Origin of the sequence: Variovorax sp. Varisp41 (assembly GCF_047325085.1) — a bacterium.
Taxonomy (GTDB): domain Bacteria; phylum Pseudomonadota; class Gammaproteobacteria; order Burkholderiales; family Burkholderiaceae_C; genus Variovorax.
Genome location: NZ_CP168540.1, coordinates 1862447 through 1879406, shown reverse-complemented (window position 1 = coordinate 1879406; position 16960 = coordinate 1862447). Strand labels below are relative to the sequence as shown.

General features: G+C 71.2%; 13 protein-coding genes. 5 read left to right on the top strand and 8 right to left on the bottom strand.

Annotation, left to right across the window (positions count from 1 at the left end):
- Positions 1-98 precede the first annotated feature (98 nt).
- From ACEN9J_RS08805 to ACEN9J_RS08795, 3 genes are all read left to right on the top strand, one after another.
- The gene (locus tag ACEN9J_RS08805; RefSeq protein WP_413763835.1) at positions 99-3644 is read left to right on the top strand and encodes an indolepyruvate ferredoxin oxidoreductase family protein; all 3546 of its coding nucleotides are present in this window, start codon (positions 99-101) and stop codon (positions 3642-3644) included.
- Positions 3645-3718: 74 nt separating this feature from the next.
- Positions 3719-4297, top strand: a complete 579-nt coding sequence (locus ACEN9J_RS08800; RefSeq protein WP_057595414.1) for a TetR/AcrR family transcriptional regulator — start codon at positions 3719-3721, stop codon at positions 4295-4297.
- Positions 4298-4377: 80 nt separating this feature from the next.
- Positions 4378-5118 (top strand): 3-oxoacyl-ACP reductase family protein, encoded by a 741-nt coding sequence (locus ACEN9J_RS08795; RefSeq protein ID WP_261210965.1) that lies wholly within the window; start codon positions 4378-4380, stop codon positions 5116-5118.
- Here ACEN9J_RS08795 and ACEN9J_RS08790 read toward each other — a convergent pair whose 3' ends face one another.
- Positions 5119-6114, bottom strand: a complete 996-nt coding sequence (locus ACEN9J_RS08790; RefSeq protein ID WP_057595416.1) for an AraC family transcriptional regulator — start codon at positions 6112-6114, stop codon at positions 5119-5121. It abuts the gene before it with no gap.
- A gap of 225 nt (positions 6115-6339) precedes the next feature.
- Here ACEN9J_RS08790 and ACEN9J_RS08785 point away from each other — a divergent pair, with 225 nt between their 5' ends.
- Together ACEN9J_RS08785 and ACEN9J_RS08780 are read left to right on the top strand one after the other, a co-directional pair.
- On the top strand, positions 6340-7098 hold the full coding sequence (locus tag ACEN9J_RS08785) for an aldolase (protein WP_413763834.1): 759 nt from the start codon (positions 6340-6342) through the stop codon (positions 7096-7098).
- Positions 7095-8402: an MFS transporter gene (locus ACEN9J_RS08780; protein ID WP_413763833.1), complete on the top strand. Its 1308-nt coding sequence runs from the start codon at positions 7095-7097 to the stop codon at positions 8400-8402. The genes ACEN9J_RS08785 and ACEN9J_RS08780 overlap by 4 nt, the downstream gene beginning before the upstream one ends.
- Positions 8403-8531: 129 nt before the next feature.
- Here the strand turns inward: ACEN9J_RS08780 and ACEN9J_RS08775 are convergent, their stop codons facing one another.
- The 7 genes from ACEN9J_RS08775 to ACEN9J_RS08745 are packed head-to-tail and all read right to left on the bottom strand — an operon-like array spanning position 8532 to position 16955.
- On the bottom strand, positions 8532-10256 hold the full coding sequence (locus ACEN9J_RS08775) for a hypothetical protein (protein WP_413763832.1): 1725 nt from the start codon (positions 10254-10256) through the stop codon (positions 8532-8534).
- Between the two features lie 14 nt (positions 10257-10270).
- Entirely contained in the window at positions 10271-10921 is a 651-nt protein-coding gene (locus ACEN9J_RS08770; RefSeq protein ID WP_413763831.1) for an FMN-binding negative transcriptional regulator, read from the bottom strand.
- Positions 10922-10929: 8 nt separating this feature from the next.
- The gene (locus ACEN9J_RS08765; RefSeq protein WP_413763830.1) at positions 10930-11916 is read right to left on the bottom strand and encodes an alpha/beta hydrolase fold domain-containing protein; all 987 of its coding nucleotides are present in this window, start codon (positions 11914-11916) and stop codon (positions 10930-10932) included.
- Entirely contained in the window at positions 11913-13580 is a 1668-nt protein-coding gene (locus ACEN9J_RS08760) for an ABC transporter ATP-binding protein (protein ID WP_413763829.1), read from the bottom strand. Before ACEN9J_RS08760 ends, ACEN9J_RS08765 begins: the two co-directional genes overlap by 4 nt.
- On the bottom strand, positions 13577-14389 hold the full coding sequence (locus tag ACEN9J_RS08755) for an ABC transporter permease (RefSeq protein ID WP_057595421.1): 813 nt from the start codon (positions 14387-14389) through the stop codon (positions 13577-13579). Before ACEN9J_RS08755 ends, ACEN9J_RS08760 begins: the two co-directional genes overlap by 4 nt.
- Positions 14389-15333: an ABC transporter permease gene (locus tag ACEN9J_RS08750; protein WP_057595422.1), complete on the bottom strand. Its 945-nt coding sequence runs from the start codon at positions 15331-15333 to the stop codon at positions 14389-14391. Before ACEN9J_RS08750 ends, ACEN9J_RS08755 begins: the two co-directional genes overlap by 1 nt.
- Positions 15334-15350: 17 nt before the next feature.
- On the bottom strand, positions 15351-16955 hold the full coding sequence (locus tag ACEN9J_RS08745) for an ABC transporter substrate-binding protein (RefSeq protein WP_413763828.1): 1605 nt from the start codon (positions 16953-16955) through the stop codon (positions 15351-15353).
- Between the last annotated feature and the right edge of the window lie 5 nt (positions 16956-16960).

Here is a 16960-nt window from a genome sequence, read left to right as displayed (position 1 = left end):
CAGCGCGCGCCGCTTACCCGCGGCGCGTGTTCCGCCCGCAGGCCGCTTACCGGTGGCCGAACGGGCATCTCCCGCGACTCTTACCGGAGCCTTCTCTCATGTCCCACGATCTCGCCAGCGTCTCGCTGGACGACAAGTACACATCCACGTCCGGCCGCGTCTACCTGAGCGGCATCCAGGCGCTGGTACGCCTCATGCTCGTGCAGCGATGGCGCGACAAGGCCAACGGCCTCGATACCGCGGGCTTCGTCTCCGGCTACCGCGGCTCGCCGCTCGGCGGACTCGACGAGGCGCTGTGGAAGGCGCAGCCGCGCCTCGATGCCAACCACGTCAAGTTTCTGCCCGGCGTGAACGAGGAACTGGCGGCCACCGCCGTCTGGGGCACGCAGCAGGTGCACCTGACCGGCGAGAGCGCGGTCGATGGCGTGTTCGCCATGTGGTACGGCAAGGCGCCCGGCGTGGACCGCTGCGGCGACGTCTTCAAGCACATGAGCCACGCGGGCACCTCGCCCCATGGCGGCGTGCTGCTGGTGGCGGGCGACGACCACGGCGCCTATTCGTCGACCCTGCCGAACCAGAGCGACCACCTGTTCGCGGCCTCGATGATCCCGATGCTCTATCCGCAGAGCGTGGAGGAGTACATCGAGCTGGGCCTGCACGGCTTCGCGATGTCGCGCTTCGCGGGGCTGCCCGTGGGCTTCAAGGCGCTGGCCGACACGGTGGAGTCGTCGGGCTCGATCCCGGCCGACGCGCAGAACGTGCGCACCCTGCTGCCCGAGGACTTCGTGCCGCCCGCGGGCGGCATGCATGCGCGGCTGTCGACCGACACGCTGGGCGTGCAGGCGCGCAAGCAGGAGGCGCTGATGCAGGACGCGAAGATCTACGCGGCCATCGCCTATGCGCGCGCCAACCGGCTCAACCGCGTGACCATCGACGCGCCCTCGGCGCGGCTGGGCATCGTGGCCTCGGGCAAGTCGTACCGCGATGCGCTCGAGGCGCTCGAGGAGCTGGGCATCGACGCGGCCGAGGCGGCGCGCATCGGCATCCGCGTGTTCAAGGTGGCGATGCCCTGGCCGCTGGAACCCGACTCGATCCGCGAGTTCGCCGACGGGCTCGACGAGATCCTGGTGATCGAGGAGAAGCGCCAGATCGTGGAGTACCAGCTCAAGGAGCATCTCTACAACTGGCGCGAGGACGTGCGCCCGCGCGTGATCGGCAAGTTCGACGAGCGCGGCGAATGGGGTGCGCATCCGCGCGGCCAGTGGCTGCTGCCGGCCACGGCCGATTTCTCGGTGGCGCAGATCGCGCGCGTGATCGCCGCGCGGGTGGCGCGCTTCCACACCAGCGACATGATCCGTACGCGGCTGGCGATCCTCGACGCCAAGGACGTGGTGCTCGGCAAGGCCGTGGCCACGCCGGCGCGGCCGGCCTGGTACTGCTCGGGCTGCCCGCACAACACCTCGACCAAGGTGCCCGAGGGCAGCCTGGCGCTGGCCGGCATCGGCTGCCACGTGATGGCGACCGCGATCTATCCCGAGCACAACCGCACGACCACCCACATGGGCGGCGAGGGCGCGCCCTGGCTCGGCCAGGCCTGGTTCTCGAAGCGCCACCACGTGTTCGCCAACCTCGGCGACGGCACCTACTACCACTCGGGCTCGATGGCGATCCGCGCCGCCGTGGCCGCGGGCGTGAACATCACCTACAAGATCCTCTACAACGACGCGGTGGCGATGACCGGCGGCCAGCCGGTCGACGGGCCCGTGAGCGTGCCGCGCATCGCACACCAGGTGGCGGCCGAGGGCGTGCGCCGCATCGCGCTGGTGGCCGAGGACCCGACGCGCTGGCGCGACCGCTCGCCGCTGCCGGCCGATGGCGGCGGCTTCGTCCTCACCATCCACCACCGCGACGAGATGGACGCGGTGCAGCGCACGCTGCGCGACTACGAAGGCGTGTCGGTGCTGATCTACGACCAGGTCTGCGCGGCCGAGAAGCGGCGGCGCCGCAAGAAGGGCGAGTTCCCGCAGGCCTCGCACCGCGTGTTCATCAACGAGGCCGTGTGCGAGGGCTGCGGCGACTGCGGCGAACAGTCGAACTGCACCTCGCTGCTGCCGCAGCCCACGCCCCATGGCCTCAAGCGCCGCGTCGACCAGAGCGCGTGCAATGCCGACTACTCGTGCGTCAAGGGCTTCTGCCCGAGCTTCGTGAGCGTGGAAGGCGTGAAGCCGCGGCGCATCATGCCGGTGGCCGCGCGCGGCGCCGAGGCCGACGCGGCGCTGTCCGAGCCGCCCGTGCATGCGATCGAGGGCATGCACAACATCCTCATCACCGGCATTGGCGGCACCGGCGTCATCACCATCGGCGCGCTGATCGGCATGGCCGCGCATCTCGAGGGCCAGGCCGCGAGCGTGCTCGACATGACGGGCATGTCGCAGAAGAACGGCTCGGTGACCTCGCACGTGCGGCTGGCGCGCGACGCGGCGCAGCTCAAGGCGCAGCGCATTCCCACCGGCGAGGCCGACCTGGTGCTGGGCTGCGACATGCTGACCGCGGGCGCGCCCGACGCCATCGCCAAGATGCGCCCGGGCCGCAGCTATGCGCTGGTGAACACCTTCGAGCAGCCCACCGGCCATTTCGCGCAGGACCCCGACTGGACCTTCCCGGCCGGCCAGGTGCGCGCGCTGATCGAGGAGTCGGTGGCCGGCAAGGCCGACTTCATCGACGCCACGGGTCTCGCGACCCGGCTCATGGGCGATGCCATCGCGGCCAACCTGTTCCTCTTGGGCTTCGCGTTCCAGAAGGGCTATGTGCCATTGAGTTCGGCCGCGCTGCTGCGCGCGATCGAGATCAACGGCGTGGCCGTGAAGGCCAACCAGCAGGCCTTCCACTGGGGCCGGCGCGCCGCGCTCGACCTCGCGGCCGTGGCGCGCGAGGCCTCGCCCGCGCAGCCGGTGGCGCTGCAGCTGCCGCAGGGGCTCGACGCCTTGCTCGCGGACCGTACCGCTTTCCTCACGGCCTACCAGGACGCGGCCTATGCGCGGCGCTTCTCTGACTTCGTGGCGCGGGTGCGCGGGGTGGAGCAGGCGCGCGGCCGCGGCGACCGCTTCACACGCGCGGTGGCGGCCAACCTGTTCAAGCTGATGGCCTACAAGGACGAGTACGAGGTCGCGCGCCTGTACACCGACGGCGCCTTCATGAAGAAGCTGCAGCAGGAATTCGAGGGCACGCCCAGGCTGCGCTTCCACCTCGCGCCGCCGATCCTGGGCCAGCGCGATGCGCAGGGCCGGCCGGTCAAGCGCGCCTTCGGGCCGTGGATGCTGCAGGGCTTCCGCGTGCTGGCCGCGCTGCGCCGGCTGCGCGGCACGGCCTTCGATCCCTTCGGCCGCACCGAGGAACGCCGGACGGAGCGCCGCCTGATCGAGGAGTACCGCGCGGGCATCGAGGACATCCTCGCGCACTGGGACGAGGTCGATGCCGAGACGGCGCTGGCGCTCGCGAAGCTGCCCGAGCAGATCCGCGGCTACGGCCATGTGAAGGAGGCGAGCATCGCCGCCGCGCAGGTGCGTCGCGATGCGCTGCGCGCGCGGCTCGTGGCGCCGCGCGCCGAGGCGGGCGCGGTGGCGCGCGAGGCGGTGCCGGCCTGAGGGGGGAGGGCGAGGGCGATTCCGGAATCACCTGTTTTGGACAAGGTGATCCGGAATCGATAGACTCGCCCGCCATGGCCCGACCCAAAGCCTTCGACCGCAACGCCGCCCTGCAGGGCGCGATCGCCGTGTTCTGCGACCACGGCTACGACGGCACCTCGACCGAGATGCTGCTCGCCGCCATGGGCATCAGCCGCCAGAGCATGTACGACACCTTCGGCGACAAGCGCAGGCTCTACCTCGAGGCGCTGCAGCAGTACGCCGTGGGCCATGTGTCGCAGCACATCCGCGCGCTGCATGGCGCCGCCTCGCCGCGCGCGGGGCTCGAGGCCATGCTCGACGGCATGGCGACCCATTTCGGCGCGCACGGACAGCCGGGCTGCATGGGCATCGGCGCCGTCTGCGAGTTCGGCCGCGGGGATGCCGAGGTGAGCCTGCTGACCGACACCGCGGGCCGCATGCTGCAGTCGGCCATCGAGGGCCGCATCGGCGAGGCCCAGGCCGCGGGCGAGATCGATGCCGCGCTCGCACCGCGCGCGGCCGCGCAGTTCCTGATGGCCACGCTGTCGGGGCTCAAGATCTCGGGGCGCGGCGGCGCCTCGGCCGAGGACCTGCGCGACGTCGCGCGGATGGCCATGCGAAGTCTGCGTTGAGTTCGTGCGCGCACCCGGACTCGGGTGCGCTTTTTTTTTCTCTATTCTGGATCGATCGATCCGTTAAAAAGGAAGTCGACATGACGAAATCCCTCTCCGGCAAGGCCGCCCTCGTGACCGGCGGATCGCGCGGCATCGGCGCGGCCATCGTGCGGCGGCTCGCGAACGACGGCGCGGCCGTGGCCTTCACCTATGCGTCGTCGGACGCGGCGGCGCGAGCGCTCGTGGCCGAGATCGAAGGGCAGGGCGGCCGCGCGCTCGCGCTGCGCGCCGACAGTGCCGATGCACAGGCCGTGCGGCAGGCGGTCGACGCCGCGGCCGAGGCCTTCGGCGGGCTGCATCTGCTGGTGAACAACGCCGGCATCCTCGTCGGCGGCCTGGTCGAGGACTACGCGCTCGCCGACTTCGACCGCATGTTCGCGGTCAACGTGCGCTCGGCCTTCGTGGCGGTGCAGGCGGCGCTCAAGCACATGGAGCGTGGCGCGCGCATCGTCATCACGGGCAGCGTGGTGGCCGATCGCGTGGGCTTCGCGGGTTCGTCGGTCTATGCGATGACCAAGGGCGCGGTGGCCTCGATGGCGCGCGGCCTCGCGCGCGACCTCGGGCCGCGTGGCATCACGGTGAACGTGGTGCAGCCCGGGCCGACCGATACCGACATGGCGCCGAAGTCGGCCTACGGCGAGCGGCTGGAGCCGCTGATGGCGCTGGGACGCATGGGGCACGACAGCGAGATCGCGGGCATGGTGGCCTACCTCGCGGGGCCCGACGCCAGCTTCGTCACCGGCGCGGCGCTGACGGTGGACGGCGGCTACCTGGCCTGATCAGGCCGGCGGGCGGGTCGCGCGGTAGCCGCCCGGCGTGGCGCCGAAGCGGTCGCGGAAGGCGCGGCTGAAATGGCTGGGGTCGTTGAAGCCGTTGCGGAACGCGATCTCGGTCACGCTGAGCTGCACGAGCCGCTCGTTGGCCAGTTCCTCGGCCGCGCGCTCGAGGCGGCGTTCGCGCAGGTAGGTGCCGTACTGCGTCTGCTGCGTGGCGAACAGGCGGTGCACCAGCCGCTTGGAGATGCACAGCTCGCGCGCGATCGCCTCGACCGAGAGCTCGGGGTCGCAGAGGTTGGCCTCGACATAGGCCGCGAGCCGCTGCCAGCGGTCGCGTTCGTGGCGTTTGGCCGCGCCCGCATCGCCGGCCTGCGGCGCGCCGGCCACCGCTTCGCAGTAGATGGCCGCGAGCAGCGAGACGAAGGATTGCTCCGAGAAATAGGCCAGCGCCGGATGCGGCTGCGCCTGCACCGCGAACAGGCGGTCGAGCTGCTGGCGCGCCGATTCGGCCAGCGTGGAGTCGGCCTGGGCCAGCGAAGGTTCGAAGTTGTCGCGCAGGTCGGCATAGATGCCGAAGAAGCGCCCGGCCGGCAGCCGCAGCTGCACCAGCCGGCCCGATTCGTCGAGCGCGCAGGTGGAGGGCAGCCGCGTGGTGCGGAACACGATGTCGCCCTTGCGGAAGGGCAGCCGGCGGCCGGCCTGCTCGATCGTGCCCTGGCCGTCGACCGCGATCATCGCGAGCACCTCGCCCGCGCCGTCGTGGCCGGACTGACCCGCCGCATGGCGCACCTGCATCGGCGTGGAATCGAAGCTGACCGCGATGCCGCCGCCCACGAGCCGGCAGGCCTCGAGGTTCATGCGTGGATGGCTGTGCTGCACGCTGAGTTCGCCGGGATAGACCAGCGCGTCGAGCGTGGTCGAGTAGCCGCGCAGGTCGCCCGGGTAGAAGGGGCGCAGGTGCGGCGCGAAGCTCAGGTGCGGGGTCGGGTCGTGGTGCATGGTGGGGTGGAAGCCGGGCCGCGTGCATGGTTCGTGCCAAGGGCGGTCCGCGCCCGCAGTCTGGAGGGGGCGCCGTGGCCGCACATCGAGACTTTCCACTAGCGGGCGGGATGCGGCCCCATCGCGTTGGCGCGCTGGATCAATGCGCGTGCGCGCAGGCGCAAGGCCGGGCGCGGCATCGCTTCCTACATTGGCGGCCATCGACCACCGATGAAGGAAAACCGCGTGAACCCCACCGTCACAGACGCCCCCTCCGCCGACGCGCCCCTGAAGCTCGACGGCCTCACCGTCGGCCACTGGAGCGATGCCGAGAAGCTCGCGCTGAGCTGCCGCATCCTCGCGAAGGAGGGCCATTCCGAAACCCTGGCCGGTCAGATCACGGTGCGCCAGGCCGACGGCAGCTTCCTCACCACGCCGCTGGCGCATGCGTTCGGCGAGATCCGCGCGGGCTCGGTGATGCGCATCGACGATTCGCTGCGCGTGCTCGAGGGCCGCGGCGTGCCCAACCCGGCCGTGCGCTTCCACCTCTGGGTGTACCGGCGCCGGCCCGACGTCCACTGCGTGATCCATACCCATCCGCCCTATGTGTCGGCGCTGTCGATGACCGGCGAGCCGCTGCAGGTCGCGCACATGGATGCAACGCCCTTCTTCGACGACTGCGCCTTCCTCGCCGAATGGCCGGGTCTGCCGATCGCCGACGTGGAGGGCGAGATCATCTCGGCCGCGCTCGGCGCCAAGCGCTGCGTGCTGCTGGCCAACCATGGCTTCCTGGCCGCCACCTCGAGCGTGGAGGAGTCGCTTTACCTCTCGGTGCTGATCGAGCGCGCCGCGCGCAACCAGCTGATCGCGCAGAGCGCCTACGGGCGGCTCAAGCTGGTCGATCCGGCGCTGGCACGCGAATCGCACGACTTCCTGCTGCAGCCCAGCATCGTGAAAGCCAGCTTCGCGATGTTCGCGCGGCAGGTCGAGGAGCACCAGGCATGAACACCATCGCCACCCCGGTGGGCGCCGCGCCCGCGGCCGCCAAGCCGCAGAGCGTCTGGAAGGTCGGCGCCGCCACCATGGCCGGCACCGCCATCGAGGGCTTCGACTTCCTGGCCTACGGCACGGCGGCCGCGCTGGTCTTCAACAAGCTGTTCTTTCCGAACTTCGATCCGGTGACCGGCACGCTCGCGGCCTTCGGCACCTTCGCGAGCGGCATGCTCGCGCGGCCGATCGGCGGCATCGTGTTCGGCCACTACGGCGACCGGCTGGGTCGCAAGGCCATGCTGACGCTGAGCCTCTTGATGATGGGCATCTGCACGGTGCTGATCGGCGTGCTGCCGACCTACGAGTCGATCGGGCTCTGGGCCGCGGTGCTGCTGGTGCTGCTGCGCATCGGCCAGGGCTTATCCTTCGGCGGCGAGCTCGGCGGGGCGATGCTGATGGCGGTGGAGCATGCGCCGCCGCGCTGGCGCTCGCTGGTGGGCAGCATGCCGCAGATGGGCGCGCCGATCGGCGTGCTGCTGTCGTCGGGTGCCTTCGCGCTGGTCACGCAGCTGCCCGAGGACGCCTTCCTGCACTGGGGCTGGCGGCTGCCGTTCCTGGCCAGCGCGCTCTTGATCGTGGTGGGCATCTTCATCCGCACGCGCATCGACGAGTCGCCCGAGTTCGAGGCCGTGAAGGCGCACCGCAAGACCGCCGCGCTGCCCGCGCGCGAAGTGGTGCTGGCGCACTGGCGGCCGCTGCTCCTGACCATCGGCGGCAAGCTGGCCGAGGTCACGCTGATCTACACCATCCTGGTGTTCTCGATCTCCTATGCGGTCACGCGGCTGGGCTTCTCGCGCGGCGATGCGCTGCATGCGCTGGTGCTGGGTTCGTCGCTGATGGTGCTGACCATCCCGCTGTTCGGCTGGCTGGCCGACCGTGTCGGCGCGCGCCGGCTCTACGTGTTCGGCGGCGCGCTGCTGGCCTTGATGGCGCTGCCGCTGTTCCAGGCCATCGGCAGCGGCTCGCTCACGGCCTACACGGTGGCGATGGTGGTGGCGCTCGCGCTCAACTACCCGCTGATGTTCGCGCCGCAGTCGAACCTCTACGCGGCGCAGTTCCCGGCCGAGCTGCGCTACTCGGGCATCTCGATCGGCATCCAGATGGCGGCCGCGCTCGGCGGCGGGCTGGCGCCGATCATCGCGGCGACGCTGGTGGCGAAGTTCGGCAGCATCGTGCCGGTGGGGGCGTATGTGGCGGTGCTGGGGGCGGTGGCGGCGCTGTCGGCGTGGAAGATGCGGCCGGCGGCGAACGAGGGGTGACTCCTTTCCCAACTCCTTCCCCCTTTGGGGGAAGGTCGGGATGGGGGCACCGGGCGGCCGATGTTCGCGGGGCGATGGATGCGCCCGGTGCCCCCACCCCGGCCCTCCCCCAGCGGGGGAGGGTGAAAGTCAGGAGTGGCCGTCCACGCGCATCTGGAACAGGAAGTACGGCGGGATGCAGGCCCCGCGGCCCTCGGGCTGGCCTTCGGCCTGCGCGCAGATGTAGTCGTCGCGGCAGGGCGCGGTGGCCGAGCAGCTGCGCAGGTTGCCGGGGCGCGTGTGCTTCGCGAGGCATTCGCCGAACGGGCGCTTCGCCGCCAGGCACTGGTTGAAGTCGCTGAGGATCGCGATGCCACCGCACGTGCCATTCGGGTCCTTCGGATCGCAGGGGCCCGAGCACATGCCGCCGGGGAAGCCGACCGAGGTCTTCTCGCAGACCGAGGCGGCACCTTCGCAGGCGGTGCGCGGCAGCTTCTCGGCGCGGTCGAGCCAGGGGTTGGCCGAGGCCGTGATGCGCGTGGGTTCGCAGCGCGCGCCGACGATCGCCGGCTCGGGTCGTGTGTTCGCATCGAGCGGCTCGGCGAGCGGCCGGAAGGGATCGGGCTTCGGCGTGGTCAACGCTGCCTGCAGGTAGCGCGCACGGCGCGCGAGTTCGTCCTGCAGATGCGGCGAGTGCGGCACCGCGAGCGCATTGCCGGGCGTGAAGCTGCGCGAGGCGCCGCGGCGATCGAGGCCCAGCAGGTGGAAGCCCGCGACCGCGCGGCTCTGGTGGCAGCCCATGCAACTGAGGTCGTCGAGCCGGCGCAGCAGGGCCCGCGGTGACTGCAGCGTGCGGCTGCCGGGCACGGCCTGCCATTCGCTCTCGGCGAAGAGCTGCGCGAACGGGCGGTTGGCGAGGCGCTCGAGGCCACGCGGCGCGACCGAGATGGCCTCGGTGGCGAGGAAGCGCTCGGGGATCCTGAGCGTGGCTTCGTCGAGCGCGCGCAGGTTCTCGGGCTGGCGAAGCCATTGCTTCAGTTCCTGGCGCAGCGGCGCGCTGGCCTTGAGCTTCGCGACATCGGGCGTGTTCTCGAGCGGGCCCACGTCGTAGCGCTTCGCGGCCGCGTTCCAGCGGAAGGCACGCAGCATGTATTCGGCATGGCCGCCGAGATCGGGCCGCACGGCCGAGGGCCAGCGCACGCTCTGCAGGTTCACCGTGAGTTGCGAGATGCGCGCGGGCGCGAGCCGTTGCGGCGAGAGCGGGCCGTCGGCCGACACCAGCCAGCGGCCCAGCGCCTCGTCGGCCATCGCGGCCTGCGGCGGCTGCCAGCGCTTCGCGGCCGCGGCGCAGCCGCCGTCGGCATCGGGCGCGTCGCCGCGCAGCTCGACGTTGACGGTCATCGGCAGCCGCGACTGCATCGCGCTCGTGCGGTAGGCGAGGCGGTACACGAGCCGGGTCTCGCCGCAGGCACCGTCCTGGAATGGGCGCCGGTCCATGCGGTTGGCCACGCCCACCAGTTCGAAGAAGGCATCGGGGCTCGCGAGCCAGCGCGCGTCGAACAGGCGGTGCGGGTACTTCGCGATGCCGACGCCGGCCTGCTTGTCGCGGCGCTGGATGGCTGCGAGGCTGGCGCCGAGGGGCTCGGCGATGGAGCGCCAAGCCTTCGAACGCATCAGCACCTCGTTGCTCTCGATGCCGTCGGCGCCCGGTGTTTCGGCCAGCCAGTGCGCGAAGCCCGCGCCGGACTTCTCGGCCGCCTGCAGCGCGGCGGGTTCGGTGACGAGCAACAGCGGCTCGGTCGCGTGGGCGGTGGCGAAGAGGCAGGCCAGCGCGAGGCCGGCGAACAGGCGGAGAAGAAGCGGCACGCGGACCATTGTGCCGCGACGGTTCACGCGCTCGTGGCGGTCTCCAGCCGCTCGCGCATCATCCGCGCCACGGCCACGCCCTGCGGCTCGCCGAGCCGTTCGAGCGCGGCGATCACGCCGCGCCGGTCCTCCTCCGAGCGGTCCTGGTTGAGCTTGAACTTGCCCTCGAGCGATTGCACGGGAATCTCCACCGCCGCGATCATGTCGAGCCGCGGCGCGACGAAGTCGAAGGGCATGGCGTCGAAGTCCCAGCTGCCCGCGCATTCGGCGCGCAGCGGCGTGTCGTAGACCGCGACGGTGCGGCGCAGCACGGCGTGGATCGCCATGCGCTCCTCGATCACGCGCGGCGTGCCGCGCGCATGGATCGCGCTGTAGTTCCAGGTCGGGAAGGTGCTCTGTTTGACGTACCAGCTCGGCGTGACGAAGGCATGCGGGCCCTGGAAGATCACCAGCGCCTCGCGGCCCGCGCGCAGGTCCTCGAGCTGCGGGTTCTTCCTCGCGAGATGGGTGGTGAGCAGGCCGGCCTCGCCGTCTCGCGCATCGAGCAGGAAGGGCAGGTGGGTGGCACTGGCGCCGGCCGGGCCGACCGTGACCAGCGTGGCGAAGCTCCAGGCGCGCATGCCTTCGTGCAGCGTCGCGAGCTCGGCCTCGGCATAGGGCTTGGGCGTGTACATGCGATGGCTCAGCGCGTGGCGAGGTCGCGCAGCCAGCGCACCGAATCGTCGAAGGCGCGGCCGGCCACGTCGGCGACCGAGACCGCCTCGAGGAAGCCGTGGATGGTGCCGGGGTAGAGCCTCTCGCTGACCGCCACGCCGGCCTCGCGCAGCCGCGCGGCCATCAGCCGGTTGTCGTCGTACAGCGGATCGCATTCGGTGACCACCATGCAGGCCGGCGGCAGGCCCTCGAGCCGGGCCGAGAGGCTGTGCAGGCGCGGGTCGGCGAAGTCGGCCGGCCCGCGCGCATAGAGGCCATAGAACCACAGCATCATGTGCAGCGACAGGCCGTACTCGCCCGCGCCGTAGCGCACCACCGAGTCGCGGTAGAGCTCGGTGCTGTAGGCACCGTAGTTCAGCAGCATGCCCAGCGGCAGCGCATCGCCCTCGTCGCGCAGCACCAGGCAGGCGCCGACCGAGAGGTTGGCGCCGGCCGAGTCGCCGCCGATGAAGAGCTGCGCGGGATCGATGTCGAGCGTGCCCGCATGGGCGGCCAGCCAGCGCATCACGTCCACGCATTCGTCGTGCGGCTGCGGAAAGCGCGCTTCGGGCGCGCGCGTGTAGTCGATGCCGATCACAGCGATGCCGGCGCGGCCCGCGTACTCGCGCATCACGCGGTCGTGGGTGTCGAGGCTGAACAGCACGAAGCCGCCACCGTGGATGTAGACCAGTGCACCCTGCAGCGCGCGATGCGCGGGGTAGTGCACGCGGATGCGCACCTCGCCGTGGCGCGTGGGCACGCGGTGGTCGACGCTGCGCGCCATCTCGGGCCCGCCCCGCGTCCACGGCGCGCGCACCTTCTCGGCATTGGCGCGGCCCTCGGCGATGGGAATGGTGTGGCGCTTCGGATAGCGCGCGCCCTCGGCGCCCATGAGGCGCATGAACTCGACGATCTGCGGATCGAGCGGCGGCGGGGCGCTGGGATGCTGCCAGCTGTAGGGCGAGGGGGAGGTCACGCGAAGGCTTTCTCGGGAACGGGTTGGATGTCGATGGCGGGCTCGGCCAGCTCGTGCAGCGGCCGCGGCGTGGCCGCCAGCAGTGCCTGGGTGTAGGCATGGCGCGGCCGGTCGAACACCGCGTCGCGCGCGCCTTGCTCCACGATGCGGCCGCGCTCCATCACGATCACGCGGTCGGCGATCTGCTCGACGGCCGCGAGATCGTGGCTGATGAACAGGCAGGCGAAGCCATGGTGCTGCTGCAGGCTCTGGAACAGCCGCAGCACCTGGGCCTGGATCGTCATGTCGAGCGCGGACACGGGCTCGTCGGCCACCACGAAGGCGGGCCGGCGCACCAGCGCGCGCGCGATCGCCACGCGCTGGCGCTGGCCGCCCGAGAGCTCGTGTGGGTAGCGCGCGCCCAGGCCGTCGAGGCCGACCTCGTCGAGCGTCTCGGCCACGCGCCGCAGGCGCGCCGCGGCATCGAGCTCGGGCAGGTGGCGCAGCGGCTCGGCCACGATCTCCTGCACGCGCATGCGCGGGTCGAGCGAGGAGAAGGGGTCCTGGAACACGAGCTGGCAGGCCAGCCGGAAGCGGTGCAGCGCGGCGCGGCCGGCGGTGCGCACGTCCTCGCCGTGGAACAGGATCTGCCCGGCGTTCGAGGGCGCGAGCCGCAGGATGGCGCGGCCCAGCGTGGTCTTGCCCGAGCCGCTGCCGCCCACCAGCGCGACCATCTCGCCCGGGTGGATGTCGAGGTCGAGCGCGTCGATGACGGGCACCGGCGGCTGGCGCTTGAAGAAGCCCAGGCGCGCGCCGGGATAGCTCACGCCGAGGCCGCGCACCTGCAGCAGCGGCTGGCGCGTTTCGGTGGCTGTCGGCTTGGCGGCCTGGCGGCGCGGCAGCGCGTCGACCAGCTTGCGCGTGTAGGCCTGCTTCGGCGCGACCAGGATCGACGGCACCTCGCCGGTCTCGACCAGCCGGCCCTTCTCGAGCACGATCGCGCGCTGCGCATAGCGGCCCACCAGGCCGAGGTTGTGCGTGATCAGCAGCACGGCCGTGCCGTTGTCGCGCGCGAGCTCGACCATCAGGTCGAGCACCTCGCGCTGGCTCAGGGTGTCGAGCGCGGTGGTGGGCTCGTCGGCGATCAAGAGGCGCGGCTTCAGCAGCATCACGCTCGCGAGCATGATGCGCTGGCGCATGCCGCCCGAGAACTCGTGCGGATAGGCCTGCATGCAGCGCTCGGGGTCGGCGATCTGCACGCGGCGCAGCATCTCGAGGCTGCGCGCGCGGATCTCGGCGGCCGACAGCCGGTGGTGCATGCGCAGGCCCTCGGCCATCTGCTCGCCGATGCGGTGCACCGGGTTGAGCGAGACCATCGGCTCCTGGAACACCATGCCGATGCCCGGGCCGCGGATCGGCCGCATGGCCTGCGCGTCGTGCCGGCTCAGGTCCTGGCCGTCGAACACGATGCGCCCGCCGGTCTGCGCGATGCCGGGCGGCAGCAACTGCAGGATGGCGCGCGCGGCCATGGTCTTGCCGCTGCCCGATTCGCCGACCACGGCGAGGAATTCGCCGGGCCGGACCTCGAACGAAAGGTCGTGCACCAGCGGCTGGGTGCCGTGGCGCAGCGCGATCCTCAGGTGCTCGACCGAAAGAACGGGAGAGGGGTTGGAAGGCGCGCTCATGACTTCTCCGTCCGCGGATCGAGCCGGTCGCGCAGCGATTCGCCCAGCAGGTTGATGCCCAGCAGCGTGAGCGCGATGCACAGGCCCGGCACCACGCACAGCCAGACGGCCGAGACCATGTAGGGCCGCGCGCTCGAGAGCATGTTGCCCCAGGTGGGTGCCGGCGGCGGCACGCCCAGGCCCAGGAAGCTCAGCGCGCTCTCCGACAGCAGCACCCAGCCGAACATGCTGGTGGCCAGCACGGCGACCGGCGCCACGCAGTTCGGCAGGATGTGGCGCCACATGGTGTAGATCTCGCCGTTGCCGATCATGCGCGAGGCCTCGACGTATTCGCGCTCGCGCAGCGACAGCACGGTGCCGCGCACCACGCGCACCACCGAGGGCGCGTAGGCCAGGCTCAGCGCGAGCACGATGCCCCACTGGTTGGCGCCCACGATCACCATCACGGCCAGCGCCAGCAAGAGGCCCGGGAAGGCCAACAGCGTGTCGTTGAAGGCCATCAGCACGCGGTCGGTCCAGCCGCGCACGAAGCCCGCGACCACGCCCACCACCAGCCCGATGGCGGTGGCCAGCGCGACCGTGAGCAGCGCCACCAGGCAGCTGGTGGAGGCGGCGCGCATCGCGCGGCTGGCCACGTCGCGGCCGAACTCGTCGGTGCCGAGCCAGTGCGCCATCGAGGGCGCCTGCAGCTTGGACTTGAGGTCGATGCCGACCGGGTTGTAGGGCGTCCAGACGGCCGCCACCACGGCCAGCACCAGCAGCGTGGCGATCAGCACGCCGCCCACCAGGGTATGGGTCTTGATCTTCATCACTGCACCGACACCCGCGGATCGAACAGGGGATAGCACATGTCCACGACCAGGTTGATGACCACGTAGATGCAGGCGGTGAACAGCAGGCAGCCCTGCAGCACCGGATAGTCGCGCGCGAAGATCGAATCGATCATCAGGCGGCCGAGGCCGGGCAGGGTGAACACCGTCTCGAGCACCGCGATGCCGCTGAGCAGGTGGCCGAGGATCAGCCCGATCATGGTCAGCGTGGGATTGAAGGCGTTGGGCAGCACGTGGCGGCGCAGCACCTGCGACTCGGGCACGCCCTTGGCGCGCGCATGCGTCACGTATTCGAGCCGCAGGATCTCGATGGTGCTGGCGCGCGACATGCGCGTGAGCACGCCGGTCTCGACCAGCACCAGCGTGACGATCGGCAGGATCACGTAGAGCACGCCCTGCGAGAAGCTCTCGGACAGCGGCACGTAGCCCACCACCGGCAGCCAGTGCAGGTACTGGCCGAAGAACATCAGCAGCAGCAGGCCGAGCCAGAAGCTCGGCACCGAGAGCATCAGCGTGGCCGCGCCGATGATGGCGAGGTCGGCGGGGCGGTCCTTGCGCCAGGCGGCGACCAGGCCCGCGGGCACGGCGATCAGCGAGGCCAGCGCCACCGCGACCAGCACGATGACGGCGCTGACCTGGAAGCGCTCCCAGATCAGCGGCAGCACCGGCAGGCCGTTGGTGGTCGAGACGCCGAGGTCGCCGCCCAGCGCCTGGCGCAGCCAGACCAGGTACTGCAGCGGCAGCGGCTGGTCCAGGCCCATCTGGTGGCGCATCGATTCGAGCTGGGCCGGGTCGGCCCCTTCGCCGAGCATCAGCAGCACCGGGTCGCCCGGGATCAGCCGCATCAGCGCGAAGACTGCGATGGAGACCAGCAGCAGCGTCGGGATCGTCATCGCGATCCGGCGCAGGAGGTAGGCGGGCATGAAGGCGCGGCCTCCGCTCAGCCGCCGGCGGCGGCCAGCCGCACGTTCCAGAAGCGCGGCTTGGCCGGCGCCCAGCCCTTGAAGCCGACCACGTTCCTGCGCATGGCGGTGGCATCGCTGGCGTTGAACAGCACGATCATCGGCACGTCCTGCAGCATCTGCTTGTGCATCTCGTCGAACAGCGCCTGGCGGCGCGCCTTGTCGCGCGAGACCATGGCCTCGGCCAGACGGGTCTGGGCATAGGCGCTGTCCCAGACCTTGCGCGGCTGCGCGGCCTTGTCGCCCGACACCATCTCGTAGTTGAGCGCGGGATCGATGCGCGCCGAGTAGACGAAGGCCATGCTCTGGTACTGGCCCTTGGTGTAGCGGTCGAGCTGGGTGGCCCAGTCGAGCACCTCGAGCTCGATGTTGATGCCGGCCTCGGTGGCCATGGCCTGCACCAGCACGGCGGCCGAGTAGAGCGCCTCGTAGCGCTTGTTGGCGATCATGCGGATCGGCTGGCCGCGGTAGCCGGCCTCGGCCAGCAGCTTCTTCGCGGCGGCGATGTCGCGCTTGAAGCCGCCGGCCTGCGCCGCGTCGTAGTAGGGGCTGGTCGAGGGCACGACCGAGTTGTTGACGGCCGACAGGCCCTCGGTGACCGAGCGCGCGATCTCGGGCGTGTCGAGCGCCAGCGCCAGCGCGCGGCGGATGCGCACGTCCTTGAGCACGGGGTCGTTGGTCTGCAGCAGCAGCGCGACCATGGTCATCACGGGCGTGGTGTCCACGCGCACGTCGGCGCGGCCGCGCATCTCGATCACGTCCGACGGGCTGGGGCTGATGAAGGCGTCGATGCCGCCGCTGTAGAGCGCGGCCTTGGCCGCGGCCGAGTCGGGGATGACGACGAAACGCAGGTTCTCGACCTCGGCCTTCTTGCCACCCGTGAGGCCGTCGCGCGGCTCGGCGCGCGCGCTGTAGCCGTCGAAGCGGGTGAGCTCCACGTACTGGCCGCGCTTCCATTCCTTGAGCTTGTAGGGGCCGGTGCCCACCGGCTCCTTCCACTGGCCGTCGGCGCCGACCGAGCTGCGGTGCAGGATGGCCGCGCCGCCGCAGTCGGGTCGCGCCATCATGGTGAGGAACAGCGCGCTCGCGCGGTCGAGCTTGAACACCACCGTCTTCGGGTTCGGCGCCTCCACCGAGAGCACCTTGGTCATGCCCTTGCCGTCGAACTCGCTGAGGCAGCGCCAGCCGCTTCCGGGCTTGAGGTAGCGCTGCCAGCTCCAGACCACGTCGTCGGCGGTGAGCGTGGCGCCGTTCTGGAACTTCACGCCGTCGCGCAGCGTGAAGGTGTAGCTCAGGCCGTCGGCCGAGGTGTCGACCTTGCTCGCGAGCATGGGGCCCACCGAGGTGTCCTCGCGCAGTGCGACCAGGCCCTCGCCGATGTGCAGCAGCACGTTGTCGGTGTTGTCGTCGCGGTTGCCGCCGGGATCGGTGCTGCGGATGTCCGAGTTGATCTGGATGCGCAGCGTCTGGCCGGCGCCGGGCGCGCCCTGGGCGAAGGCGGTGCCGGCGGTGAGGCCGAGCGCCAGCAGGGCGGCGGCGCGCGAGACGGAAGGCGGGCGGGCGGGGGGCACGGGTGGGTTCATGGAAA

What these genes read in the sequence shown, in the direction of transcription:
- ACEN9J_RS08805 (WP_413763835.1), top strand. Translation starts at nt 99, where the DNA reads ATGTCCCACGATCTCGCCAGCGTCTCGCTGGACGACAAGTACACATCC.
- ACEN9J_RS08800 (WP_057595414.1), top strand. Translation starts at nt 3,719, where the DNA reads ATGGCCCGACCCAAAGCCTTCGACCGCAACGCCGCCCTGCAGGGCGCG.
- ACEN9J_RS08795 (WP_261210965.1), top strand. Translation starts at nt 4,378, where the DNA reads ATGACGAAATCCCTCTCCGGCAAGGCCGCCCTCGTGACCGGCGGATCG.
- ACEN9J_RS08790 (WP_057595416.1), bottom strand. Translation starts at nt 6,114, where the DNA reads ATGCACCACGACCCGACCCCGCACCTGAGCTTCGCGCCGCACCTGCGC.
- ACEN9J_RS08780 (WP_413763833.1), top strand. Translation starts at nt 7,095, where the DNA reads ATGAACACCATCGCCACCCCGGTGGGCGCCGCGCCCGCGGCCGCCAAG.
- ACEN9J_RS08775 (WP_413763832.1), bottom strand. Translation starts at nt 10,256, where the DNA reads ATGGTCCGCGTGCCGCTTCTTCTCCGCCTGTTCGCCGGCCTCGCGCTG.
- ACEN9J_RS08770 (WP_413763831.1), bottom strand. Translation starts at nt 10,921, where the DNA reads ATGTACACGCCCAAGCCCTATGCCGAGGCCGAGCTCGCGACGCTGCAC.
- ACEN9J_RS08760 (WP_413763829.1), bottom strand. Translation starts at nt 13,580, where the DNA reads ATGAGCGCGCCTTCCAACCCCTCTCCCGTTCTTTCGGTCGAGCACCTG.
- ACEN9J_RS08755 (WP_057595421.1), bottom strand. Translation starts at nt 14,389, where the DNA reads ATGAAGATCAAGACCCATACCCTGGTGGGCGGCGTGCTGATCGCCACG.
- ACEN9J_RS08750 (WP_057595422.1), bottom strand. Translation starts at nt 15,333, where the DNA reads ATGCCCGCCTACCTCCTGCGCCGGATCGCGATGACGATCCCGACGCTG.
- ACEN9J_RS08745 (WP_413763828.1), bottom strand. Translation starts at nt 16,955, where the DNA reads ATGAACCCACCCGTGCCCCCCGCCCGCCCGCCTTCCGTCTCGCGCGCC.